The following is a 25,279-nucleotide window of genomic DNA, read 5'->3' on the forward strand; positions in this document are numbered from 1 at the left end:
TGCAACAAGCCGAGCACATTACTTTGCATTATAGTGAAGAGGGTGACCTTCGGGCGTATGATCTGAATGATCCAGTGAAAATGCCGAATTCAAGGTCGATGCACGTGGATGTTGCTGCACAAAATCATCTGGATAATAGCCAAAATGCTTGACGCCGTGTTGCTTTAATAACTGCATAGTTTCTGCCAGTTCTTTGCTGGAAATTTTACGATTGTTTTTCCAGTTAACGGCTTGAAGTTCAAAAATAGTACGATCCAAGTTTGGGTCGTATTTTTTTGCCTGAGCAATCAGGTCTAAATAAAACTGACGATGGTTGGAACTTTCTTCCATATAGGGCATTGCCATGATGGCATTGTAGTCATAGTGATGCAGGGTACTGGTTTGCGACTGACTAAACCATTGTTCACTTTTCGGATTGAGTACCACAGGCGCATACATGTTGCGTGCTGTCAGTAAATTCGGCTTTTGTTTTTTTAAAATCTGACTGATTCCTGCTGCAAACTGATCGAGATAAGCGGTTTTATGCTGGGCAAATTTAAATTGTTGGGGATGATTTGGATTGCGTAATACGGAGAGATCTTTGAAGCCCCATGCCGTATACATTTTTTGTGCAGCAGCAGAATTATCTTCATAGTCACTAAGGGTAATATCATCATGATAGAGAATGCCATCGACTGGATTTTTTTGAAGAAAATCACTAAAAATCTCTGCAACCAAATTTATATTTTTCGGATCAAAGGGACTGACACGAATATAGCCATGTGAGGATTTTTGGCTATTCTCTACATATTGTAAGTGCTCCTGTTTGCGAAACTCCCATGCAATCAGTGGAAGCCATGCATAGATGTGTTGAACTTGTGTTTGTTCTCGAATCGCACTGAGAGCTTGGGGGAATAAATTATCACGAGTCGTGATATGGCGATTTTCAAAATAAACTTGGTCTGCCGAACCGTTAGCATCAGGGTCAGCAAAGGCTTGTAAAAAAATAGTATTCGGTTGGATTTGCTGTATACGCGCAATTAATGCTTGGATGTTTTGCTGTTGTTGGGTTTTATCTGGATCGTAGACATAGTCTAAATCAATATGCATGATACGCATCTGATCAATCTTGGTTGCCGTAGACGGTAGTGTTGTTTCAGCTTGATATTGAGTGACAAGCGCATCGATTGGATGATTTTTTATTTTAATGGGAGGTGCTGACTGAGACACTGCACTGTACGCAAATAAAGCGCAGCTTGAAATGAAAATGAATAGTTTACTCAGTTTTTTATTGTTCATAAAATAAGCCATAGTGCTTAAGCGAATAATAAAGTGTGGATGAATACTGTAATCGAAATTGTTCACGGGCTGGATTTTTTTATGTATTGTTCTGTGTTGAAATAAGTCAAAATTAACGTTGCCACTTTCAATGCCTCATTCACTTATTCAAAGATTAAGTAGCAGTTTCAAGGTAAGGACAAGTTTTTATTCAGCGATGAGGTTTAGCATAGCTATTGTTATTCGTCTGCTTGAGGAGCACGTTCTTTAATAGGAGACTATGCTATATTCACAATTAAAATAATTCTTTTGAAGACATAATATTACAGATGTTCAAGCCTATTCATTTATTGTTTTGTCGTTGCTTATTCTTGTTCGGGCTAGCGATGAATAGCGCTTATGCTGAAAATGAAGATGTCTATTTGCCGGAGTCTTTGAGTGATGATATCTTCCACCATTATCAGCAGTTAGCTGCACAACATGATGAAGAAGAAAACGATTATACATTGATCAATAACGATTTTTATGAGAATGAATATATTCGTATATTTAACTACTCGGCCTACAACTCGGATGGTTTGAGCCATAAATTAGGGACAGGGGAATTTCACAGTTCAGACTTGGATGTACTAAGTATTTCATTCGGGTATGGTATTGAAATTAAAGTCAACAAAAGAAATAAAGTGGGATATGAGTACCTTTCAAATTTTCCTTATGATCGTGGGCAATTGATTCGTTTCTTTTGGGTACGTTTACACTAAATAGCTTAATTCTATTTATTCATTAAAAAGTTTTTTCCGTTACTGTTTAGAATATTTTTACTCAATTGTAGAGTTTAGGATGTTTACATTACTTCTTTGAATTCTCTGATGGCGAGTGAATCGACTTAAGAACGAAGATAACTTAAATTTTTATAATAGATGATAGGCTTACTGTGCTGCGTGAATTTTTAGGTTTATCGTTTAAAAAGCTTAAATGTGTATTTTGTAGAAAGTTGAATATTAAAGCAGATAATAAAAACGCGACAGATCGTCGCGTTTTTTGATTGTAAGTCTAACTACTATTGAGCTTTGCTTTGCGGTTTTAAGCTTTGGGTTAAACCATTGATGTCGCCGCCTTGAATCCCCAGTTCATTCATCAAGCTATCGATTAGTGGTGCTTGGGTACGATAGCGTAGCGCACTATTCACCACTTGATCAGACAAAGCAACTTGTGAAGATTCCGTACCATCACCTCCAGTTGTAGCTGAACCGACATTGCCTAAACCATTAACCTGTAGAATTTTGATGTCATCAATGTTTTCCATCGGTTTAACACTTTCACGAATGATCTCAGGTAAGTATTTTAACAATGCTAGGCGAATTTGCATTTCAACTTGCTCAGGAGATAAGACGTTGTTGGCCTCATTCACTGCACGTGTACCATCCGCGTCGACTTGGTATTGTTTTTCCATTGCCTGAGCCAACAGTATTTTGGCATCTGCTTCACCTTTGGCTTTTAAGCGAGCTTGTTCAGCTTGAGCTTCCGCAGCAATACGAACGGCTTCGGCATCATCGGCAGCAGCTTGTTTGCCTGCTTCAGCTGCAACTGTAATCGCAATTGCATCTTTTTCTGCAGCCTGCTTCGCCGCAACCAACTCAACTGCTTTTTGACGCTCAGCACGCTGGGTTTCACGTACGGTAATCACTTCTTCTTCAGCTTTAACCGCTTCAGCGCGGGCACGGTCAGCAGAAGCTTTGGCTTCAGACTCTTCACGCGACTTTTCAGCAATTGCAATGGCACGTGACTGTTCAGCCAGCTCAATGGTTTTCTTTTGTTCAACCTGCGCTTGTTCAATAATTTGTGATTTTTGAATATTTTGGCTTTCCACATCACGTGCTGCACCAATACGCTTTAACTCGACTTCACGCTCAGCTGCAATACGTGCTTCTTCTGCTTCACGCTTTTTCTCAGCTTCTTGTGAGGCAATTTCAGCCAGTTGCTCTGCACGGCGAATTGCAATTTCACGCTCTTGCTGTAGTTTGGCGTATTCTTCTTCACGAATGATTTGTAGGCGCGCTTGTTCTGCTTCTAAGTTTTTGGTCTTAATGGCAAGGTCAGCGTCTTGCTCGATATGATTACGTTTACGACGACGGTCTTCAATTGTTTCTGTCAGCTTGGTTAAACCTTCAGCATCGAATGCATTCTGAGGGTTAAAGTATTTAAAACCTGTTTGGTCTAAACCTGTTAATGACACCGTTTCAAGCTCTAGACCATTTTTATGTAAGTCTTCAGACACCACTTGTTGTACTTTTTGCACGAAGTCCACGCGTTTTTCATGCAACTCTTCCATCGCCATTTCAGCAGCGACTGCACGCAAGGAATCGACAAATTTGCCTTCCACAAGGTTCTTCAACTCATTTGGAGACATGGTTTTTTGTCCCAAAGTCTGCGCGGCCACTGCAATTGATTCAGCCAAAGGTTTTACACGCACATAGAACTCCGCCATGACATCGACACGCATACGGTCACGGGTAATGAGCGCTTGGTCATCAGCACGGCGAACCTCTAAACGTAGCGTGTTCATGTTAACAGGGATAATTTCATGTAATACAGGCAGTACAATTGCACCGCCACCTAAAATAACTTTTTCGCCGCCAAAACCTGTACGTACGAAAGAGATTTCTTTGCTGGAACGACGGTACAGACGGGCAATAATAATGCCGATAATAACCAGAGCTGCAAAGATAATCCCTGCAAGAATAAGAATGTTATAGAAATTGTTGCTGAGCATAAGGGTCCCGATTTTATTTAAAGTTATAAGTACAAAATGAAAGAATTAAAGTGAAATGGCTTTAAAGCCAATCTTGGTTTTTTGAGTCAAAATGACTTCTTGACCTTGAGAAAAATGAAGGTCTGTTTCAGGTTCAACCAGTACATAATGCGTTTGCCCAAACTGATCTTGGACTCGTGCTTGAGCAGGTGAGTTGACTTTAGCTTCACCTAAAATAATCAGTGCTGTTCGTCCAATCAGCTCTTCACTGTAAATTGCTGTGGTTTCATCTTGTGGCAAAATTTTAGCAATCAGCATGGCACTGTAACGAATCATAGGCATCGAAAGTACGAGGCAAAGAGGTGCCATGATCCATGCACTCCAATAGCTCCCGGTCCAAGTTTGCAGAATGGACTGTAGAATAAAGCCACTTAAGCTATACAAGGTGAGGAAGATAATCAGCCAAACCAAGAGAGGGATACGGCCAATAAACAACCAATCCAGCAGGGCATTGAGCCAACCTTGATCGGCATCTAGTGCAATGTCGACGTCTTTAGTACTGCCTAGGTCATCAGGTAGGAATTGGTCAAGTAGGCCTTGTGAGCCGCCGCCTAATACCAATAAAATCAATTCGAGCAGTCCCAACAAAAACATCAGACTGAGGCAAATACTAAAAATTAAATTGGATGGGTGAGTAAATAATTCCCACATTCTAAAGGTTCTCTATTTTTATGCTGTTATCAGTTAAGTGTAAATTTTTAAAAAGAATTGTATTGAAATTGGGCTTTAGCATAGCATTCAAAAAACAGAATGTCTAAGTTTGTTGGCACGTAAGGAGAGAGCAGTTTAATTGGGATTTGATAAATTTTAGACAAAAAAATACGCAATGATTGGGGTATTCATTGCGTAGAACTACGAATCTGTTGTTACACAGTTTCGGTAAAAAGGAGAAATGTTATATCTCAGGGTTAATCTAAGCTATGAACTCATCATAAGGTCTGCGCGTTCTTATTTCATGAGTATTCACGTTAATTACTGTAAATTTAGGTTAACAAACGACACTAAATGTCAGTTTTTGAGATGCATGTAGCTTATTCGTGTTTATTTCGCGATTAAAAAAGCCTTTCTCAGTGGGAAAGGCTTTAAAGAAGCGCATTAGTTTAAGAACGGATTAGAAATGAAACACCCCTAAACCTGATTTAACTTCATCTAGAGTCTGTTGAGTGATATCACGACATTTATCTGTACCTGTCTTCAAAATATCCATGATGTAATCAGGATCTTTCGCAAGTTCCATACGGCGTTCACGAATTGGCGTGATCAGCTCTTTCAATACGCCTTCAAGACGTTTTTTCACCGTACCATCGCCTAAACCGCCACGGCGGTAATGTGCTTTCAGTTCTTCAACTTCTTCTTTGTTTGGATCAAACGCATCTAAATACGTAAATACGATATTACCTTCAACCTGACCTGGGTCTTCAACACGCAGGTGGTTCGGGTCGGTGTACATCGCATTAACAGCTTTTTTAATGTCTTTATCAGTTGCATCCAACACAATGGTATTGCCTAAAGATTTCGACATTTTGGCTTTACCATCAAAGCCAGGTAAGCGGCTCATATTGGAAAGCAGAGCCTTACACTCAGGTAGTAATTCCTGACCAATCTGACGGTTTAAGCGGCGTACGATTTCATTGGTCTGTTCGATCATTGGAATCTGATCTTCACCCACAGGTACAACCGTTGCTTTAAATGCGGTGATATCTGCTGCTTGTGCAACTGGGTAGCATAAGAAACCAGCTGGAATATCTCGTTCGAAACCACGCATCTGAATTTCAGACTTGATGGTTGGGTTACGTTCTAAACGAGACACGGTCACAAAGTTGAGATACAACATGGTGAGTTCATTCAGCGCGGGTAAGCTCGACTGCACGCAAATGGTGGTTTTGGTTGGGTCGATCCCGACTGCTAAGTAATCTGTGGCAACTTCAAGAATATTGCGGCGAACTTTTTCAAAGTTATCTGCATTGTCAGTAAAGGCTTGCGCATCTGCCAATAATAAATGCTGATGGTGTGAATCCTGCAAACCCACACGTGAACGTAAAGATCCGACAAAGTGCCCTAAATGAAGTTGTCCCGTTGGACGGTCGCCTGTCAAAATAACAGGACGGTTGTCTTGATTACTCATTATCTATTTCCAAAGTCGTCGTAGCGACATGCTATTTTCAAAGAATGCAGACATTGTACGGCATAATCTTTTTCAATGTCAGTCTTAAAAAAACTGCAGTGAAAAAATTATAAAATCAGTTAAATTTCAAAAAACAAATATTCAAAAGCTTAGATCACAGATTAAAATGTCAAAATTCTCAAGATGGATAAAAATAAATGGCGAGTAGCTTATTAATATTACTAGATGATATTGCCACAATATTAGATGACGTTGCGGTCATGAGTAAAATGGCGGCAAAAAAAACGGCGGGTGTTTTGGGCGATGATTTAGCACTCAATGCTCAACAGGTCAGCGGGGTTCGTACTGACCGTGAGCTGCCTGTGGTTTGGGCTGTGGCAAAAGGCTCTTTTGTTAATAAATTGATTTTAGTCCCTGCGGCGCTGTTGATTAGTGTGGTTGCACCATGGCTGATCACGCCACTGTTAATGATTGGTGGTTTATTTCTATGCTATGAAGGGGTAGAAAAAGTTCTGCACAGTTTGCATCACAAAAAAGCCAAAACCGAAGAAGAAGCCAGCCAAGAATTAACTGCGATTGAAATGGATATGGCGACTTTTGAAAAAGATAAGGTCAAAGGCGCGATTCGTACCGACTTTATTTTGTCGGCAGAAATTGTAGTGATTTCACTGGGGACTGTGGCTGCTGCAACTTTTTCAACCAAAGTTATGGTGTTGTCTGTAATTGCCATTTTAATGACCGTCGGTGTGTATGGTTTTGTTGCGATGATTGTCAAAATTGATGATTTAGGGCTGTATCTAACTCAGCAAGCCTCTTCATTTAAGCAAACGATTGGCCGTGGTTTATTGGCTTTTGCACCAAAACTAATGAAGACCTTAACCATCGTGGGCACTATCGCGATGTTTTTAGTGGGTGGTGGCATTATTTCCCACGGCGTGCCTTTATTGCATCATTTCACTGAAGGTTCAGTGGATTATGCTGAACATATTCCAACTGTGGGAAGCATTGTGGGAGCATTAACCCCAACACTGATTAACTTAGTGATTGGTTTAGTGGCTGGTTTGATTGTATTGGCTATTGTGAGCTTGATTAAAAAAGTTTGGCCGAGTTCAAAAAAGGCATAAACTGGATCGGGTCAGCATGAATTAGAAGAAGGAAGAGTGCTATGCGTTGGAAGGGACGTCGTGTCAGTAGCAATGTCGAGGATCGTCGCGGTGGTGGCGGTGTCAAGGCGGGTGGCATCAGTATTTTAGGGCTGATCGTGGCCTTTGTGGCATGGAAATTTCTAGGAGTCGATCCGCAGCAAGCCTACCAAGCCACTAAACAAGTGACCGCACAAACTGGAGCGGCAGAAACCCAAGGTTTGGATAACCCAACGCCTGATCAGCAGGAAGCGATGGACTTTGTCGGTACGGTACTGGCCGATACTGAAGACACATGGAGTCAAATTTTCCAACAGCAATTGGGACAACAATATGTTCCACCGAAGTTGGTGATGTTTTCAGGAGTGATCAATTCGGGTTGTGGTACTGCTCAGTCTGCAATGGGGCCGTTTTACTGTCCAGCAGATCAGAAGGTGTATATCGACACCGCTTTCTTTAAAGACATGCGAACTCAAATGGGTATCGGCGGTGAGCAAAACCAAACGGAGTTGGCGCGCCAAGATCAAGCGGGTGACTTTGCTCAGGCTTATGTAGTGGCACATGAGGTTGGACATCATATTCAGACCATTTTAGGTATTTCTGAACAAGTACAAAAGGCTCGTGCACAGGGCTCAAAAGCACAAGGCAATGCTTTATCGGTACGCCAAGAGTTACAGGCTGACTGTCTAGCAGGAGTATGGGCACATCATAACAATCAACGGACTCAGTTCTTAGAGCAAGGCGATGTTGAAGAGGCGATGGATGCGGCACATAAGATTGGTGATGATTACTTACAAAAGCGGGCAACAGGGCAAGTGGTCCCTGATAGCTTTACCCATGGAACCAGTCAACAGCGTATGACATGGTTTGGTACGGGCTTTAAGTCGGGTCAAGTTGAAAGTTGCGATACCTTTAATCAAGCCATTTAAGCCATAAAAAAGAGGCGATTGATCGCCTCTTTTTTATTTCAAGCAATTCATTCTAGCGGTTTAAGAACTGCTTAAAGTTTCGAGCAATACGGACACTCACATATAACGCAATACAGGCAAATAACAACACCCCAAACACCACATACTTTAAGTTGCTCATATCCGCACGGTAAAACTGCTGAATTTGCTCAGGCGTATAACGCAATGTTTTAACATCTTGTGTGCGTGTATCGAGATAACTGACTTGCTGAATATAGTTATACTGACCCGCTTTGAGTAGTTCAATCGACTGAATTTGGCGGGTATGTTGTCCGTTGTAGTCATCCACACAAATGTCAGTTAAATAATGATCACAGCTGAGTTTGGCGATATAACCCTGATTGGCCATATGCAAATAAATATGATCATCGGGAGCTTTATTGTTTGAAAGTAGAACCAGTGTTTGATCGGGACGAGAGTTCATTTTAAAACTTTGTGCTGAGGCAAAAGTTTGCTCGGCCTGTAAAATTTCTTTGGTTTTTGCAAAGCAGGTCAGAAACAACGCAAAGGTGGTCAGGAAAATAATCAGTGCGAAGAACATCCGAAAGATGGTTTTAAAAGTGAATTGCATAGGAGATCAAACTTGGCCAAAGGGAACGTTCACGCATAAAAAACATGCATATGCGCTATGTTAATTCATCATCAGGAGAAATGTTAAAAAAATTATTTTTTTCGGGCGTTGAACTGAAAAATGATTAAAATATTTCGAGTATCAATGTGTATGAAATGAACTTTTATTCCATAGATAAGTACTGAAAGCCGCCGTCTCCCCAACCGCCCAATTTGGAAGTTCAATGGGAAATTATTTTTTTCTACAAGTTTTTACCGTTATTTTTGCATTATCCATTGCAACGACTATTTTCAATAAACGCATTTTAGGTTTTCCTCAAGCCATTGGCGTACCCATCGTTTCTGCCATTTTTGTCTTTATTTTACAGTGGGGCGCGAGCCTGCTGAGTGGTAATCAGTTTATTACCATTAATATTCATAACATTGAAGAAGCGGTTCGTCACATTGATTTTTATGACTTTTTAATCAATGGCGTGATTTGCTTTATTTTGACCTCTTCTGCACTGAAGTTCAAAGTCTCAGATTTACGTAGTTATTGGAAGCCGATCAGCATTTTAGCCAGTATTGCGCTGGTGCTGTGCGCCGTGTTCTTTGGGGTGGTGCTCTATGGTTATCAGTTCATCATTGGACAGCATGTCGATTTATTGGTGCTTTTGCTGTTGGGGGCTGCATTGGGTGCAACGGACCCGATTGGGATCAAAGGCGTGCTCAGTTCTGTACGCGCACCGCATCACTTAATGGTCAAGCTTGAGGGAGAATCACTGTTTAATGATGCGATGTGTATTGCCTTATTTATGACGCTCTTAAACGTCTTACAAGGTGAAAACTTTACCGTCATGGGTGTGTTGCAGACCTTACTCTATGAAATTTTTGTCGCAGTCATTATTGGTTGGGCCTTTGGTTTAGGGATCTTGCGACTGCTGCGTGGTAAGCACGAAATGGAGTCTCTGATTTTAACCACAGCACTCTTGGCCTGCGGTTCGTACTTAGTTGCACTGTTTGCACATGCTTCAGCACCGATTGCTTGCGTCATCGGTGGTTTGATTGTGGGGAACAAGTGGAAAGAAATTTTACAAGAGCGCGAGATACGGGAAGTAAACCATTTTTGGCATACGGTTGAAGGGATTATTAACTCGTTCTTATTCACCTTAATTGGTTTGGAACTGTTTATTTTAGATCTCAGCTTTAGTCTAATTTTTGGAGGCATTGTTGCTTTTATTATTCTGCATGCTTCACGTTTTGCAGCGAACTATTTATCTTTTGCCTTTTTTCCCTCTTTCCGTAAGAAAAGTTATAACGGAAGTTTAGCGATTTTGTCATGGGGTGGAGTGCGTGGAGGGATCTCATTAGCACTGATCTTAGCGGTAGCCAACGTGCCTGAGTTAAGTGAATACAGCAGTATTTTGATTGGTTATACTTTTATCGCCGTGTTGCTCTCAGGCATGGTCTGCGGTCTAGGATTACCAGCTGTAATGAATGCGTTTTACTACAACCCGAATGAAGAAAAGACAGGTTTTAAAGGTTGGTATCAACGTCTGTGTAATAAAATGAACCGTAAAGGTTTCAAGTACATTATTGGTGAAGATGCACAGGGTTATGAAACCATTATCGTCTATCAACCTGAAGCATTGATTGATGTTAAAGCAGATGATGGCATTGCCGCGGTGCATAACCCTGAGCGAGTTCAGGAAGTGAAACGTCTGGAAAGTCCTGATAACTTTTAGTGATTTGCTCAATCAAGAAGCCCCCTGTATTGGGGCTTTTTAGAATGAATGAGAGGGTTTATTTGAATCATATAACGATGTCATTATGGAATAATTAGAATAGGGCACATTTGAAATGGCAGAATCGATAGTCAAAGAACTGGCACCGATGATTTTTCAGGTGATCGCTCAGATTCCTTATGGGCGGGTAGCCAGTTATGGACAAATTGCACGTTTAGCAGGTATTCCCAAACATTCGCGCTTAGTTGGCTATGTACTAAAACATATGGATGCAGACAGTAGTTTGCCTTGGTATCGGGTAATCAACTCACAAGGGAAAATTAGCCTAAGTAAACTGAATGATCAGGGACAGAACATTCAAGCACAGTTACTTCTGGCGGAGGGTATTTTAGTGATTGGGGACAAAGTGAAAATGAAAGAGTTCCAGTGGGATATTTAAAATAGAAATGCTCTACCTCCTTAGAAGTAGAGCACTCGATGTATTACTGACGAACAACTAAAACAGGAATGTGCGCTTCACCTAAAACACTTTGTGCAACACTGCCTAGGAATAAACGTTTTAAACCTGTACGACCATGAGAGCCAATGACAATCAGGTCTGCTTTAGATGTTTCAGCTTCTTTGATAATTTCACGATGTACGACCTGACCTTCCAGTAGTTTTGCTTCAACTGGAATGCCCAGATCGCTAAATTTAGCCGCAGCTTCCTCTAGCGTTTTCAAAACTGAAGTACGTGCACGTTCAATTAAGTCGTTGGTTTGAGTTGCAGAAATGTATTCAGCTGCAATGTAAGGGTCAAGTGCAAGCACTTGAACGACTGTAATTTTACCGCCAAATGCTTTAGCAAGTTCAGCCGCCTGCGCAACTGCTGCATATGATGTTTCTGAACCGTCTACAGGGACTAAAATGTTTTGGTATGCCATGGTTGTTTCTCCTTATTATCAACTGATTATACGTGCAGATTTCTGTTCTAATGCATCACGGGTTAAATACAGCTTATATCTTGATAATAGCTGTATTTTTTAAAGAATAAAACCTAGTAAATTCATATGGATATTTGCATATGAAATGCTAATTTCTCACTTATAAATTAGCACAAAAGCGTGTGAATAATAATCAATTTAACACTAAAGTTGAATGTATATGTAGCGTTTAAGAAACATAGGCTTTGTCTGAAAAATAACTTATATTTATGAATAACCTACTACTTTATAAATACGATGACAGATACGAATCAACTGAATTGGCAACGAACAAATTTAGAGAATATAGAAACAGCTTGGGAAGGTGACCTTTGGGATCGTAAGCGTTTGGGTATTCAACTAACGAATTATGTTGATCGTTTGCAGTGTGGAGCTGTCTTATTATAAGGTAAAGGAATGTAATGTTTATACCAAAACTGAATGAATAAGCTGATTTTAATAATACTGTACAGAAATTGGATTGAAATGATTTGATGTTTGAAACTCGTGAAAGATTAATAAGTGATTGGAAAAATGATGGTATTCAGGTGATTGAGGAGTCAATATGGAGCTCTTCAATTCAATTGGAAAACTTACCTAGAATTAGAGAGTTTCTATTATTCAATAGCTTTAAATATGTTGATATTAGTATTGTTAGACCACTCAACAATCATACTAAAAGGATGAAATTTAGAATTCATTATGATGAGAGTGGTCAATGTTTTAGTACAAATTATGATATTTCTATTCCTACTAAAAGTAATAATTTAAAGTTAACTGTCGGATTGGAAAAAGAAGTAAAAAATCAAGAATATCAAGATAAAAAGATTCGTATAATTAATGCTTTGAGAACAATGTTTGGCTTACCTATTGCACGTGAATTAATGTTTGTTACACATTTTAATAGTGAAAACCTCCTAACCGCTGGAATTAGCTCTGAATTAGGATACGCATCACCTTTTGATACTCAAAGTTTAAATTTTTATGATGAAATTGAATTTTCAAAATTAAGAAATGTACCAATTGACGCTTTAATATTATTGGATAAAGCATTTCAGCAAAAATTTCCGAAAGAGCGTTTTATCTTAATGTGGGTTTCATTTGAAGCCATTATTAATTCTATTTATTTATCTGATAATAATGGTAATAAAAGAGTTAAATATTTTAAGGAAGGATTAAAGTCTAATATAGTAAATGATGAGGTTTATCGCTTGTTTAAATTAAGATGTGTAGTTTTTAAAGAAAGTAAGTTTGAACACGAACAATTTGATGAGGAAAATTGGTCACTATACACAGCACTACAATTAGCGATGATGGAAGATTGTCCTCAAAGAACAGCATTTTTAAGAGGATATGAGCAAATAATTATTAAAAAATCATAGATTTTCAATATATTGACCTAATTGTGTAACATCATCCGTCTGTAACTGCTCACGCATCTTTAAAAACAGCTTTTCATCTAAGTCATAGAGCTTCAGTGCAAGCAGTTTTTCTATATCTGCTTCGAGAAAGCGATATTTAATAATTTGGGCAGGTACACCACCCACAACTGCATATGGTGGAACATCTTTGGTCACGACAGCACCTGTTGCGACCACTGCGCCTTCACCGAGTGTTACACCCTGCATAATCATGGCACGAGAGCCAATCCAGCAACCATCGCCAATGATGGTATCACCTGCGGGAACAAAACTACGCGTATCAAAAGGAAAAGCTGAAATCCAGTCGGTACGATGTAGTTGGTTACCACCCATCATAATGACGCATTCTGCGCCAAAACAAACGAAGTTGCCGATATAGAGCTGATCAATCGGTTTATCTATGGTCGAGGGTTTATCATGCAAATAACGCACGACACAACGTTCAAAACCTTGATCCCAATACGCTGAGTAGTAAGAGTAATTCCCTTTAATGTGAATATTCGGATTCTTCACCGTTTTAGAGATGAACTCAAACTCACACCAGTGTTTGACAGGAGAATTAATCAGGGGTTCAGACATAAAAAGACAGCGTTGGAGAGTGTGAGGAATTATAACAAATAAAATGCTTCCTTTGAAAAAGAGGGGAAATGGATGCCTTAAATCTATCTCATTCTTGGAGTGAAATTTCCCACGTGCATAAGAAAAGGGCTAGGAAGAGCTATTTGGTAAAATGCAAAAACAAAAAACCCCTCAATCGAGGGGTTTCTACAGCCGTAAATATCAAAGAAACTTAGATATATGCAACTTTTACAATTTCGTATTCAACTTCACCCTGAGGAGTTTGAATTTTTACCTCATCGCCTTCGCTTTTGCCCAAAAGGCCACGCGCGATAGGAGAGTTCACTGAAATTTTATTGATTTTAAAATCAGCTTCGTCGTCACCCACGATCATATAGGTCTTTTGTTCTTCGGTATCTAAGTTTTCGATAGTGACTGTCACCCCAAAAACCACGCGACCGTTCTGTTCAAGTTCTTTTACATCGATAACTTGAGCCGCACCCAATTTACCTTCGATATCTTGAACACGACCTTCACAGAAACCTTGTTGCTCACGCGCAGCATGGTATTCCGCATTTTCTTTTAAATCCCCGTGCTCACGTGCTTCAGCAATTGCCGCAATAATACGTGGACGTTCAATACTTTTTAATTGATGTAATTCTTTCTCTAAGGCTAATTTGCCTTGGGGAGTCATAGGATAACGTTGCATTGTTGTCCCTCAAGTCTATGAGTGTAAAAAATATAGGTTTATAAATGAAAAAAGCCCGCCACCGAGAGGTGACGGGACTTCTCGGTAAACGAATTAACCTACAGTTTGTAAATCTTGCAAACGGTATACATCCATTGGCAATTGAATCGCAAAAGCTTGGCATACAGCATCGGCACCGTTCAAGGTCGTAGTGTTATACACTTTCGCTTGAAGCGCTGAACGACGAATCGAGAACGAATCTTGTTGAGCTTGTTTGCCTTCAGTTGTATTGATAATGAGGTGAACTTCGCCATTTTTCAAGCGGTCCACGATATTAGGACGGCCTTCAGTGACTTTATTTACACGTTCACACTCAATACCCGCAGCTTTAATGAACTCATAAGTACCGCCAGTCGCAAGTACTTTGAAGCCAAAGCCTACGAGTTGCTTCGCAATACCAACAGCACGAGGCTTGTCTGAATCACGCACAGAGATAAATGCATGCTTCACTTCGCCTTCTGTAGGAAGACCCGGTACGCGTTCATTCGAGCCTAACACAGCTTTGTAGAATGCTTCACCAAATGTTTTACCTACACCCATGACTTCGCCTGTAGATTTCATCTCAGGGCCAAGAATAGGGTCAACACCCGGGAACTTGTTGAACGGGAACACCGCTTCTTTTACAGAGAAGTGAGTCGGGATGATTTCTTTAGTGAATCCTTGAGATTCTAAAGACTGACCCGCCATACAACGCGCAGCAACTTTCGCTAAAGACTCACCGATACATTTAGAAACGAATGGCACAGTACGAGACGCACGTGGGTTCACTTCTAGGATGTAAACGTCTTCGCCTTTCACAGCAAACTGTACATTCATCAAACCAACAACGCCAAGCTCTTTCGCCATAGCAACGGTTTGACGACGCATTTCGTCTTGGATTTCAACTGAGAGTGAGTATGGAGGAATCGAACATGCTGAGTCACCTGAGTGAATCCCTGCTTGTTCAATGTGCTGCATAATACCGCCAATCACAACGTCTTTACCGTCAGATACACAGTCTACGTCAACTTCGATCGCATCATCTAAGAAACGGTCAAGAAGAACTGGCGCTTCATTTGATGCTTGAACCGCATCACGTAAGTAGCGTTTAAGCTCTTCGTCGTTGTATACGATTTCCATCGCACGACCACCGAGTACATAAGAAGGGCGAACAACAAGCGGATAACCAACTTTAGATGCTTCAGCCATACCTTCTTCAGCAGATTTTACAATGCTGTTGTTGGGTTGGCGAAGTTGCAGACGTTGAATCATTTGTTGGAAACGTTCACGGTCTTCTGCGCGGTCAATCGCATCTGGTGATGTACCGATAATTGGCGCACCTGCTTCTTCTAAAGCACGAGCCAATTTAAGCGGAGTCTGACCACCGTACTGAACGATAATGCCTTTTGGCTTTTCAGTACGCACGATTTCAAGTACATCTTCCAAAGTGATTGGTTCGAAGTACAAACGATCAGAAGTGTCGTAATCCGTTGAAACTGTTTCAGGGTTACAGTTCACCATGATGGTTTCATAGCCATCTTCACGCATTGCAAGCGCCGCGTGCACGCAGCAGTAATCGAATTCGATACCTTGACCAATACGGTTAGGACCACCACCGATCACCATGATCTTATCTTTATCAGATGGGTTTGATTCACACTCATCATCGTAAGTTGAATACATGTATGCAGTGTCAGATTCGAACTCTGCTGCACAGGTATCCACACGTTTGTAAACTGGAGTCACGCCCAAGTTCCAACGGTGCTTACGGAATTGTTTTTGTGAAATACCCATCAAGTTCGCGATGCGAAGGTCAGATAAACCTTTACGCTTGAACGAACGAATGTTGTCTGCGTTTAGATCACCAAAACCTAAAGTTTTGATTTCATTTTCAGTTTTGATGATGTCTTCGATTTGGATCAAGAACCATTTATCGATTTTCGTCGCTTGGAACACGTCTTCTAAGGTGAAACCATGACGGAATGCGTCAGCCACATACCAAATACGCTCTGGACCCGGAACTTTAAGTTCAACCAAGATCTTTTCTTTCGCGCCTTCAGTACCTACTGCGATTTTTTCATCAAAACCACACGCACCCACTTCAAGACCACGAAGTGCTTTGTTTACAGACTCTTGGAAGTTACGACCAATGGCCATGACTTCACCCACAGATTTCATCTGTGTGGTCAGTGTTGCGTCTGCTTGTGGGAATTTTTCGAAGTTGAAACGTGGAATTTTTGTTACCACGTAGTCAATTGCAGGTTCGAACGAAGCAGGAGTCGTTCCGCCCGTGATGTCATTTTTTAATTCATCAAGGGTGTAACCGACAGCCAGTTTCGCAGCGATTTTTGCAATCGGGAAACCCGTTGCTTTTGATGCAAGAGCAGATGAACGTGATACACGCGGGTTCATCTCGATGATTACCATACGGCCAGTATCTGGACAGATACCGAACTGAACGTTAGAACCACCTGTTTCCACACCAATTTCACGAAGAACTGCTAAAGATGCATTACGCATCAATTGATATTCTTTGTCTGTCAATGTTTGCGCAGGAGCAACAGTGATTGAGTCACCTGTGTGCACGCCCATTGGGTCAAAGTTTTCAATCGCACATACGATGATACAGTTGTCGTTTTTATCACGAACAACTTCCATCTCGTATTCTTTCCAGCCAATTAAAGATTCATCAATCAATAATTGTTTGGTTGGAGAAAGATCGAAACCGCGTTCACAGATTTCAAGGAATTCTTCTTTGTTATAAGCGATACCGCCACCTGAACCACCCATCGTGAATGACGGACGGATAATCACAGGGAAGCCGAAGCGCGCTTGAATCTCTAAAGCTTCTTCCATGTTTTCAGCAATCGCAGCTTTTGGACATTCAAGACCAATTTTACGCATTGCTTCATCAAACAGTTTACGGTCTTCAGCTTTTTCAATCGCTTCTTTGGTTGCACCAATCAATTCAACATTGTATTTTTCTAAAATACCGTTGGCATCCAGTGCAAGCGCACAGTTCAATGCTGTTTGACCACCCATTGTTGGAAGGACAGCATCTGGACGCTCTTTTTCAATGATTTGAGCAACAGTCTGCCAAGTGATTGGCTCGATATATGTTGCGTCTGCCATCGCAGGGTCGGTCATAATGGTAGCTGGGTTAGAGTTCACCAAAATAACACGGTAGCCTTCTTCACGAAGAGCTTTACACGCTTGCGCACCTGAGTAGTCAAACTCACATGCCTGTCCGATGACAATCGGACCTGCACCAATAATTAAGATACTTTTAATGTCTGTACGTTTAGCCATGATCGCTTCCTTAATTACTTCTTAGATGCTTCGATAAGTTCGATGAAATGATCGAACAATGGTGCGCAGTCATGCGGACCAGGGCTTGCTTCAGGGTGACCTTGGAAGCTGAACGCTGGTTTGTCTGTACGATGAATCCCTTGAAGAGTTTGATCGAACAAAGACTTGTGCGTAGCTTTCAAGTTTGCAGGAAGAGTATCTGCATCCACTGCGAAGCCGTGGTTTTGAGAAGTAATCATCACTGTGCCTGTTTCCATGTTTTGAACAGGGTGGTTAGCACCGTGGTGGCCATGCGGCATTTTCACCGTTTTTGCACCTGAGGCAAGTGCAAGAATTTGGTGACCCAAGCAAATACCAAAGACAGGTAGGTTGCGAGCGTCTTCTACAATTGTTTTTACAGCTTCAATTGCGTAGTCACATGCAGCTGGATCGCCAGGGCCGTTCGATAAGAACACGCCATCTGGATTCAATGCAAGTACTTCAGCAGCAGGAGTTTGTGCAGGCACGACAGTGAGTTTACAACCGCGGTCTGCAAGCATACGTAAGATGTTGGTTTTGACACCGTAGTCGTATGCAACAACATGGAATTTAAGTTCAGGTTGTGTGAAGCCTTTGCCTAATACCCAAGAACCTTCTGTCCATTCGAAACCAGTTGGATCACAGCATTCTTTCGCTAGGTCTAAACCATTTAAACCACCGAATGCGCGTGCTTTTTCTAAAGCCTGCTCTTCAGTAATATTTTCACCAGCAAGGATGCAACCATTTTGCGCACCTTTGTCACGCAAAATACGGGTTAATTTACGCGTATCAATATCTGCAATTGCGACAACATTATGTTCTTTTAAGTATTCGCCTAAAGATTGCGTTGATCGGAAGTTGCTATGCAATAAAGGTAGGTCACGAATAATTAATCCGTTGGCCCATACTTTATGAATTCGACCTGACTCAGCGTCTTCATCATTACAACCTGTGTTACCGATATGAGGGTAAGTTAAAGTCACAAGTTGCTGTGCATAACTCGGGTCAGTCAAAATTTCTTGATAGCCAGTCATGGCAGTGTTGAAAACGACTTCACCAGTCGTACTACCCGATGCACCAATAGACGTTCCTTTAAAGATCGTACCATCGGCAAGGGCTAAAATTGCTGGGGTGCTCAAACCAAAGCTCCTGAAATTTAGGCTGTAAAAAAGCGAGTAGACGAAAAAAAAGGAAGGCTATCTAAAAACCTACCCTCCCTATGTCTGCTCGCTTGAACTTAACATGGCACTATACGCAACTTCACTAACAAAGTCCATGCCAATAAGATGGAATTAACAAGATAAAGTGCTTTTATTTTGTAGCGAAAGCTGTTCTAGAGTTTTGTAATGAAAAATGTAACAACAAATAATTGTCTAACAAATCAAAATCTAAATTTTATCGAATCACGCTAAGCTGTCGCTGTGTATATAACAACAGGAATAACATCATGACTGAACAAGACAAAGTGACCAAACCAAAGCCAGCGTTGAAAGAAGTTGTTGCAGAAAGCACTGAAAAGCTTGAGCAAGTGGCGAAAGAAGCAACAGAGCAGGTCACTGAAGCGGTAGTTGAAAGCAAAGAAAAGCTTGAAGCTGAAGCGAAGCAGTTGAATGCCAGTGTGCAAGAGCAACTCCGCCAGTTTAAACAAGATCTTTTACTGCGCTTAGAAACCATTAAAGGACAGTTATCTAACTCTCAAAAAGACTTAACTGAACTAAAAGAGTTTGTTAAAACTGAGTTTACGGCTGTTTTAGATGACTTGACCAAACTAGGTAAAGAGTTAAAAGGTGATGTCAGCGAAATTTCAGTAAAACATAAAGATCAGTTGACTGAAACGTTTAAACGTTCAAAAGAACACACCTTAGATGCGTGGAATAAAGTTTCAAGCAAATAATTTCGCTATACGAAACTCAAGATTAAGTGCATAAAAAAGTGAGGTCATGGCCTCACTTTTTTATTGCTCTGGTTTATTTGTCTGGATTAAAACTGATGCAACCAATCACGTTTATTGTGAAAGTCAGCTTGTTGGCCACTATGCTGCATGGCATAGAACTGTTGACCTTGTGAGGTATTCAACACCGCGGATAAACCTAGATATAGGTCAGCCCATTTCAGTTTGTGTCGTAGCATAAACTCAGTCAGATCAATGCTGACATTTAAACCATAGTGGGTGCGCTTCAATTGATTGAGTTCAATATCGTAAGAGATCTGTGGCGGCATATCTTCAGGATAACGATATTCCTCAAACTGATAGGCCTGCCAAGCTTGCGAAGGGGAGAGATTGATCTCACGATAATAATCTTCGCCTTTTACCCCGATAAAGACTTCAAAACAGGTGTTTTCCCATAAAAAGTCTTGACGAGGATTTGCATTCACGACTTCGGGCCAGTGCATGTACAAATTGGGATCGCGTAACCAAAAGCCGATATTGAGAGCATATGGGCTTTGTTGTTCAATCGCACCAACAAGCGAAATAGCTTGAAAGCGACGATCAAACGCACTGAGTTCGTAACTTGCCATAAAAAACTACAATTATTTTGCTGCGTGAGCGAAACGAACTAAATTAGACAATTTGGCATTTTGTTTCGCCGCTTTTTTGTAAAGCAACGCAATTTTACCAATGGTCTGTACAATTTCTGCACCTGTAGTTGAGGCAATTTCTGCAATGATTGCAGCGCGCTCTTCACGGTCTTCACCCGCGACTTTGACTTTAATCAATTCGTGGTCGTTTAAAGCACGTAAAATTTCTTCAACGACATTTTCAGTCAGACCTGAACCGCCAAGCATTACCACAGGGTTTAAAGCATGACCGATTTGACGCAAACGCTTGCGTTCCTGAATGGATAAAGTCGCCATAAAGATAACCTAATTTTAAAAACGGCTTAGTATAACAAACTGCGAAATTAAACGCTGTATATTCTGTGGAAATAATCGATTTAGATAATAGAAAAAAACAACTAAAACCCAAGATTTGGATACAGATGTATACTGCAAGCCTAGAGAATTTAACGTACAATGAAGTTTAAGAAATTTTAATGTTTTAGAGAGATATGGCAACACGCATTACCAACCAAAAGTTATCCAAAAGTAGCCGTGCGTGGATGAGAGAGCACCTTGATGACCATTTTGTGAAAAAAGCGCAAAAAGAAGGTTATCGAGCACGTGCAGCTTATAAGTTACTTGAAATTCAAGAAAAATATAACATCATTCGTCCTGGCATGACTGTGGTTGACTTGGGTGCTGCACCTGGAAGTTGGTCACAAATTGCAGGAAAGCTGGTCGGTGATCGAGGATTGGTGGTTGCATCTGACATTTTGGAAATGGATGCACTCCCAGATGTAACCTTCTTGCAAGGTGACTTCCGTGAGCAAGAAGTATTCGATAAATTGTTAAATATTTTAGATGGACGTAAAGTAGACGTTGTAATTTCAGATATGGCCCCCAATACTTCAGGTAATAAGGCTGTAGATCAACCTCGCCAGATTTACCTCTGTGAATTGGCCATCGATTTTGCTACGAAAGTGCTCGGTCCAAATGGTCAATTTGTTGTAAAGGTATTCCAAGGTACAGGCTTTGACGAGTTCCGTAAGCAAGTAGTCGACAACTTTGATGTGTTAAAAACAGTAAAACCTGCTGCATCACGTGCCCGATCTAAGGAAGTATTCTTAGTTGGGCAAGGCCGTAAGAAGGCTTTCAAATAAAGTTTACTTGCCAAGTCGTTAAAAATTGTGCATTTTGTACCTTTTTATTATTTTGCGAAGCTGATCTTCAGCAGAAACTTTAAGGTCACCCGATAGGGCATGATCAAATTAGATTGATATGGGAATAAAGCTTTGAGCGATCTCTTCAAGAATGCCATATTGTGGCTAGTGATACTGGGCGTACTGATCCTTATTTTCAGTAATGTCAGTAGCAATGAAAAGCCGACAGCGATGAATTATTCAGAGTTTGTTGCTGCGGTGAATGCTGGTCAAATTAAGCAAGTGACAATTGATGGCGAACGAATTCATGGCCAAAAATCAAACGGTTCAGAGTTTGAAAGTATTCGTCCTGCGGTTCAAGACCCAGAGCTTATGCCTAATCTGATTAAAAATAACGTTGTCGTTGAAGGTACTGCACCTGCACGTCAAGGTTTATTGATGCAACTTTTGATCGCAAGCTTCCCTGTACTTTTAATCATTTTGTTATTCATGTTCTTTATGCGCAACATGGGTGGCGGAGCAGGTGGTAAAAACGGTCCAATGAGTTTTGGTAAGTCAAAAGCAAAAATGTTGGCAGAAGACCAAATTAAAGTGACTTTTACCGACGTCGCTGGCTGTGATGAAGCAAAGCAAGAAGTTGTAGAAATTGTTGATTTCTTAAAAGACCCTTCAAAATTTAAACGTTTAGGTGCAACGATTCCTAAAGGCGTGTTAATGGTGGGTCCACCGGGTACAGGTAAAACTTTACTTGCAAAAGCAATCGCAGGTGAAGCAAAAGTACCATTCTTTAGTATTTCTGGTTCTGACTTTGTTGAAATGTTCGTGGGTGTGGGTGCGTCTCGTGTCCGTGACATGTTTGAACAAGCGAAACGTCATGCACCATGTATCATCTTTATTGATGAGATTGATGCTGTGGGTCGTCATCGTGGTTCAGGTACAGGTGGTGGTCACGATGAGCGTGAGCAAACCTTGAACCAAATGTTGGTGGAAATGGATGGCTTTGAAGGTAATGAGGGCATTATCGTCATTGCTGCGACAAACCGTGCCGATGTACTGGATAAAGCTTTACTCCGTCCAGGTCGTTTTGACCGCCAAGTAATGGTTGGCTTACCAGACATTAAAGGTCGTGAGCAAATTTTAAATGTTCACATGAAGAAATTGCCTTCAGTGACTGGTGTCGATGTACAAGTGCTTGCACGTGGTACGCCGGGCTTCTCGGGTGCACAATTGGCGAACCTTGTGAACGAAGCTGCATTATTTGCTGCACGTCGTAACAAGAACACTGTCGATATGCATGATTTTGAAGATGCAAAAGACAAGTTGTACATGGGCCCTGAACGTAAGTCGATGGTGATTCGTGAAGAAGAACGTCGTGCAACCGCGTACCATGAAGCTGGTCATGCGATTGTGGCTGAAATTCTACCGGGTACAGACCCTGTACATAAAGTGACTATTATGCCGCGTGGTTGGGCGCTGGGTGTAACTTGGCAGTTGCCTGAACATGACCAAACCAGCCACTACAAAGACAAAATGTTGAATGAACTTTCAATTTTGTTTGGTGGTCGTATTGCTGAAGAAATCTTTATCAACCAAATGTCGACAGGTGCTTCAAACGACTTTGAGCGTGCAACTAAAATGGCACGTGCGATGGTGACGAAGTATGGCATGTCTGACAAACTGGGTGTAATGGTTTATGAAGATGATTCTCAGCAATCATTCATGGGCAGCATTGGTAGTCGTACAATTTCTGAAGCAACACAGCAACAAGTAGATGCTGAAGTTCGTCGTATCATCGATGAGCAATACCATGTAGCACGCAATATCTTGGAAAACAACAAAGATATTGCTCATGCGATGGTGAAAGCTTTGATGGAATGGGAAACGATTGATCGCGAGCAAATTCGTGACATTATGGAAGGTCGTGAGCCACAACCACCAAAAGTATATGTTGCAGAAAATCCTGTGATGGATGTAACTCCAACGGATGGTCCAAGCACACCACCACCATTACCATCTGCAACTTAATTTTAAAAAGTTAAATAAAAAGCCACCTTCGGGTGGTTTTTTATTGCGCGATTTTACACTTCCGATGAAGAAAAATAAGCGCGTAAAAGTGGGGAACGCGTTAAGATAACGCGAGTTGAACTGGAGAATATCACATGCAATTGATGGCTTTGCCAAAGAAAATCCTACGTTGTGGAGAGCTATCACTGGATCTGTCTGTACCGCATGTGATGGGTATTTTAAATGTGACGCCAGACTCGTTCAGCGATGGCGGCAAACATAATGGCAAAGCACAAGCGCTTGCGCATGCTCAGCAAATGATTGCGGATGGGGCGACAGTCATCGATGTTGGGGGTGAATCTACACGTCCAGGTGCATCTGTAGTTGAGGTTGAAGAAGAGATTCGTCGTGTCGTCCCAGTGGTGGAAGCTTTGGCTGAACTTGATGTAGTCATTTCGATTGATACCTCTCAACCTGAAGTGATTCAAGCTGCAGTCGCAGCAGGCGCACATATCTGGAATGATGTGAGAGCATTAACACGCCCGAATGCTTTAGAGACGGCAGCTAAACTGAATATTCCAGTGATTATCATGCATATGCGTGGTGAACCGACTACCATGAATGGTTTAGATCAATATGATAATGTCACTCTAGATGTCATGACTGAGCTTTCCCAGCGCGTGTCGGATGCACTCAAGGCTGGTGTCAAAGCTGAAAATATCATGATTGATCCGGGTTTTGGCTTTGCTAAAAATGCAAAGCAGAACCTTAAGCTTTTAAAAGAATTCCATCAGCTAAATCAGCTCGGGTATCCTATCTTGTCCGCATTGTCACGGAAGCGCTTTATCGGAGAAGCTTTAGGCGGGGCAGAGGCAGGGCAGCGGGCCGTGGGTTCTGTAGCGGGACATTTGCTGAGTATTCAACAAGGCGCGTGTATGGTGCGCGCCCATGATGTTAAAGCCATGAGTGATGCGATCAAGGTTTGGCAAGCGATGAATATGGCTTAATGGGGCGGCGGAATGCCGAGGTAATGATTTAATTTGAAAATTTGATCTATATCAGATTGTTAGACTGGCAGCATTTTGAGATGCTGCTTTTTATTTGGTGATTTGTTTGGTTTATGTTATACAGACTCGTTTTTTAAGTTTCTCGTTTTGAGTGCCTGTATGTTTGCAGATTTACTTCTCCCTATGTTTGATGATGAATATTATCCCGATATTCTTGTTGCTGAAGTTAAGCAGCATGTTGAGACTTTTGCTAAAAAAATTGTAAAAGCAAAATCTGAGGGTGATATCTATCAATATGCCAATGCCACAGTGGCTGAAATTAATGAAATGAAGCCGCATTTTGAAGATCTGGATTCATCGTTAGATGATTCTGCTGCTGATTTTATTGCTGAAGCGATGATGATGGTGGTGCAAGATGCTGGGTTTATGGATATTGAAATGGAAGAATTGGTGGTGAACAGAGAGTGGTGAGTCATTCTCTCATTCCAAGTTCAGTTGTTTTTTTGCTTTAGGTGCTGAGATTGCTGTTACAGCTCATCTAAAAGATCGGTGAGATGACAACTTTGGCTTAAATGCTCATCTCCAATCGCATCGACTGTCATCACGTATTCGCCTTCGACCATTTCAGCATTTGCACTGAGATTCAGCCAAAATTTTGGATGCTTTTTCATGAGCTCACGAATATGTTGCTCATCTTTAGTGTGATTAAAGCTTAATTTAAAATGAGTATCTACTGATTTACACGCATGTAAATAGAGTTGACGGTCTTTTTCAATAATCGTGCCTGCAAACAAGTCATAAAACGTATCGCTATCTGTTTGCTGCGAGGTGGGGTTTGCATGGCTGACGTTTGAAAAAATTAGGCATAAGATGATAATAAGAGTGTTCTTTTTCATATTGTGATTGTTATGTGTTTCGATGCATAAATTATAGACATAAAAAAACCAGCATATCGCTGGATTTTTTATTGCACC

24 protein-coding genes and 1 pseudogene are annotated in these 25,279 nt (G+C 41.1%); 12 read left to right on the forward strand and 13 right to left on the reverse strand.

The window, feature by feature from the left end:
* Positions 1 to 18: 18 nt before the first annotated feature.
* Entirely contained in the window at positions 19 to 1,278 is a 1,260-nt protein-coding gene (pgaB, locus tag AXW61_RS08305) for a poly-beta-1,6-N-acetyl-D-glucosamine N-deacetylase PgaB (RefSeq protein ID WP_240487447.1), read from the reverse strand.
* Positions 1,279 to 1,643: 365 nt separating this feature from the next.
* Between pgaB and AXW61_RS08310 the strand changes: the two genes are divergently transcribed.
* Entirely contained in the window at positions 1,644 to 2,018 is a 375-nt protein-coding gene (locus AXW61_RS08310) for a hypothetical protein (RefSeq protein ID WP_081408280.1), read from the forward strand.
* A gap of 299 nt (positions 2,019 to 2,317) precedes the next feature.
* Here AXW61_RS08310 and AXW61_RS08315 read toward each other — a convergent pair whose 3' ends face one another.
* The 3 genes from AXW61_RS08315 to trpS all read right to left on the reverse strand — a co-directional run bounded on the left by AXW61_RS08315 (position 2,318) and on the right by trpS (position 6,194).
* The gene (locus AXW61_RS08315; RefSeq protein WP_004695572.1) at positions 2,318 to 4,030 is read right to left on the reverse strand and encodes a flotillin family protein; all 1,713 of its coding nucleotides are present in this window, start codon (positions 4,028 to 4,030) and stop codon (positions 2,318 to 2,320) included.
* A 45-nt stretch (positions 4,031 to 4,075) separates the two neighbouring features.
* Positions 4,076 to 4,720, reverse strand: a complete 645-nt coding sequence (locus tag AXW61_RS08320) for a YqiJ family protein (protein ID WP_062033976.1) — start codon at positions 4,718 to 4,720, stop codon at positions 4,076 to 4,078.
* 460 nt (positions 4,721 to 5,180) lie between these two features.
* A complete protein-coding gene (gene trpS / locus AXW61_RS08325; RefSeq protein WP_004695576.1) occupies positions 5,181 to 6,194 on the reverse strand; it encodes a tryptophan--tRNA ligase in 1,014 nt (337 codons plus the stop codon).
* 197 nt (positions 6,195 to 6,391) lie between these two features.
* On the opposite strand from trpS, the gene AXW61_RS08330 reads away from it, so the two are divergent.
* Together AXW61_RS08330 and AXW61_RS08335 are read left to right on the forward strand one after the other, a co-directional pair.
* Positions 6,392 to 7,318, forward strand: a complete 927-nt coding sequence (locus AXW61_RS08330) for a DUF808 domain-containing protein (protein WP_062033977.1) — start codon at positions 6,392 to 6,394, stop codon at positions 7,316 to 7,318.
* 41 nt (positions 7,319 to 7,359) lie between these two features.
* Positions 7,360 to 8,265 carry a neutral zinc metallopeptidase gene (locus tag AXW61_RS08335; RefSeq protein WP_004695581.1) on the forward strand — a complete coding sequence of 302 codons (906 nt, stop codon included), beginning with the start codon at positions 7,360 to 7,362 and terminating at the stop codon, positions 8,263 to 8,265.
* Between the two features lie 52 nt (positions 8,266 to 8,317).
* Here the strand turns inward: AXW61_RS08335 and AXW61_RS08340 are convergent, their stop codons facing one another.
* Positions 8,318 to 8,875: a hypothetical protein gene (locus AXW61_RS08340; RefSeq protein ID WP_062033978.1), complete on the reverse strand. Its 558-nt coding sequence runs from the start codon at positions 8,873 to 8,875 to the stop codon at positions 8,318 to 8,320.
* 223 nt (positions 8,876 to 9,098) lie between these two features.
* Here AXW61_RS08340 and AXW61_RS08345 point away from each other — a divergent pair, with 223 nt between their 5' ends.
* Both AXW61_RS08345 and AXW61_RS08350 read left to right on the forward strand, forming a co-directional pair.
* The gene (locus AXW61_RS08345) at positions 9,099 to 10,598 is read left to right on the forward strand and encodes a cation:proton antiporter (protein ID WP_004695584.1); all 1,500 of its coding nucleotides are present in this window, start codon (positions 9,099 to 9,101) and stop codon (positions 10,596 to 10,598) included.
* A gap of 115 nt (positions 10,599 to 10,713) precedes the next feature.
* Entirely contained in the window at positions 10,714 to 11,037 is a 324-nt protein-coding gene (locus AXW61_RS08350; RefSeq protein WP_062033979.1) for an MGMT family protein, read from the forward strand.
* Positions 11,038 to 11,080: 43 nt separating this feature from the next.
* Here AXW61_RS08350 and AXW61_RS08355 read toward each other — a convergent pair whose 3' ends face one another.
* Positions 11,081 to 11,521: a universal stress protein gene (locus AXW61_RS08355; protein WP_004695589.1), complete on the reverse strand. Its 441-nt coding sequence runs from the start codon at positions 11,519 to 11,521 to the stop codon at positions 11,081 to 11,083.
* A gap of 297 nt (positions 11,522 to 11,818) precedes the next feature.
* Here AXW61_RS08355 and AXW61_RS17790 point away from each other — a divergent pair.
* Positions 11,819 to 11,962 (forward strand): annotated as a pseudogene (locus AXW61_RS17790) (P-loop ATPase); the annotation flags it as partial.
* A gap of 92 nt (positions 11,963 to 12,054) precedes the next feature.
* Positions 12,055 to 12,942, forward strand: coding sequence for a hypothetical protein (locus AXW61_RS08360; protein WP_171254060.1), 888 nt, complete (start codon positions 12,055 to 12,057; stop codon positions 12,940 to 12,942).
* Here the strand turns inward: AXW61_RS08360 and AXW61_RS08365 are convergent.
* From AXW61_RS08365 to carA, 4 genes are all read right to left on the reverse strand, one after another.
* Complete coding sequence (locus AXW61_RS08365) at positions 12,937 to 13,560, reverse strand: CatB-related O-acetyltransferase (protein WP_062033981.1); 624 nt, start codon at positions 13,558 to 13,560, stop codon at positions 12,937 to 12,939. The genes AXW61_RS08360 and AXW61_RS08365 overlap by 6 nt on opposite strands.
* A 211-nt stretch (positions 13,561 to 13,771) precedes the next feature.
* Positions 13,772 to 14,248, reverse strand: a complete 477-nt coding sequence (gene greA, locus AXW61_RS08370; RefSeq protein WP_004695598.1) for a transcription elongation factor GreA — start codon at positions 14,246 to 14,248, stop codon at positions 13,772 to 13,774.
* 93 nt (positions 14,249 to 14,341) lie between these two features.
* Complete coding sequence (carB, locus tag AXW61_RS08375; RefSeq protein ID WP_010327274.1) at positions 14,342 to 17,575, reverse strand: carbamoyl-phosphate synthase large subunit; 3,234 nt, start codon at positions 17,573 to 17,575, stop codon at positions 14,342 to 14,344.
* A 14-nt stretch (positions 17,576 to 17,589) separates the two neighbouring features.
* Positions 17,590 to 18,732 carry a glutamine-hydrolyzing carbamoyl-phosphate synthase small subunit gene (gene carA, locus AXW61_RS08380; protein ID WP_058870064.1) on the reverse strand — a complete coding sequence of 381 codons (1,143 nt, stop codon included), beginning with the start codon at positions 18,730 to 18,732 and terminating at the stop codon, positions 17,590 to 17,592.
* Positions 18,733 to 19,040: 308 nt separating this feature from the next.
* Between carA and AXW61_RS08385 the strand changes: the two genes are divergently transcribed.
* Positions 19,041 to 19,487, forward strand: coding sequence for a hypothetical protein (locus tag AXW61_RS08385; protein WP_010327273.1), 447 nt, complete (start codon positions 19,041 to 19,043; stop codon positions 19,485 to 19,487).
* An 86-nt stretch (positions 19,488 to 19,573) separates the two neighbouring features.
* Here AXW61_RS08385 and AXW61_RS08390 read toward each other — a convergent pair whose 3' ends face one another.
* Together AXW61_RS08390 and yhbY are read right to left on the reverse strand one after the other, a co-directional pair.
* Positions 19,574 to 20,113 (reverse strand): DOMON-like domain-containing protein, encoded by a 540-nt coding sequence (locus AXW61_RS08390; protein ID WP_062033982.1) that lies wholly within the window; start codon positions 20,111 to 20,113, stop codon positions 19,574 to 19,576.
* 12 nt (positions 20,114 to 20,125) lie between these two features.
* Positions 20,126 to 20,449, reverse strand: coding sequence for a ribosome assembly RNA-binding protein YhbY (gene yhbY, locus AXW61_RS08395; protein ID WP_004695606.1), 324 nt, complete (start codon positions 20,447 to 20,449; stop codon positions 20,126 to 20,128).
* A gap of 194 nt (positions 20,450 to 20,643) precedes the next feature.
* On the opposite strand from yhbY, the gene rlmE reads away from it, so the two are divergent.
* From rlmE to AXW61_RS08415, 4 genes are all read left to right on the forward strand, one after another.
* Positions 20,644 to 21,294 (forward strand): 23S rRNA (uridine(2552)-2'-O)-methyltransferase RlmE, encoded by a 651-nt coding sequence (gene rlmE / locus AXW61_RS08400; protein WP_004695608.1) that lies wholly within the window; start codon positions 20,644 to 20,646, stop codon positions 21,292 to 21,294.
* Positions 21,295 to 21,426: 132 nt separating this feature from the next.
* Positions 21,427 to 23,319 (forward strand): ATP-dependent zinc metalloprotease FtsH, encoded by a 1,893-nt coding sequence (gene ftsH, locus AXW61_RS08405; RefSeq protein ID WP_004695609.1) that lies wholly within the window; start codon positions 21,427 to 21,429, stop codon positions 23,317 to 23,319.
* A 134-nt stretch (positions 23,320 to 23,453) separates the two neighbouring features.
* On the forward strand, positions 23,454 to 24,305 hold the full coding sequence (gene folP, locus AXW61_RS08410; protein ID WP_010327272.1) for a dihydropteroate synthase: 852 nt from the start codon (positions 23,454 to 23,456) through the stop codon (positions 24,303 to 24,305).
* A gap of 159 nt (positions 24,306 to 24,464) precedes the next feature.
* Positions 24,465 to 24,776 (forward strand): DUF5713 family protein, encoded by a 312-nt coding sequence (locus AXW61_RS08415; protein ID WP_004982696.1) that lies wholly within the window; start codon positions 24,465 to 24,467, stop codon positions 24,774 to 24,776.
* Positions 24,777 to 24,832: 56 nt separating this feature from the next.
* Here the strand turns inward: AXW61_RS08415 and AXW61_RS08420 are convergent, their stop codons facing one another.
* Positions 24,833 to 25,201 (reverse strand): hypothetical protein, encoded by a 369-nt coding sequence (locus tag AXW61_RS08420; RefSeq protein WP_062033983.1) that lies wholly within the window; start codon positions 25,199 to 25,201, stop codon positions 24,833 to 24,835.
* Positions 25,202 to 25,279: the final 78 nt, after the last annotated feature.

This window comes from Acinetobacter sp. BMW17 (genome assembly GCF_001592855.1).
Taxonomy (GTDB): domain Bacteria; phylum Pseudomonadota; class Gammaproteobacteria; order Pseudomonadales; family Moraxellaceae; genus Acinetobacter; species Acinetobacter johnsonii.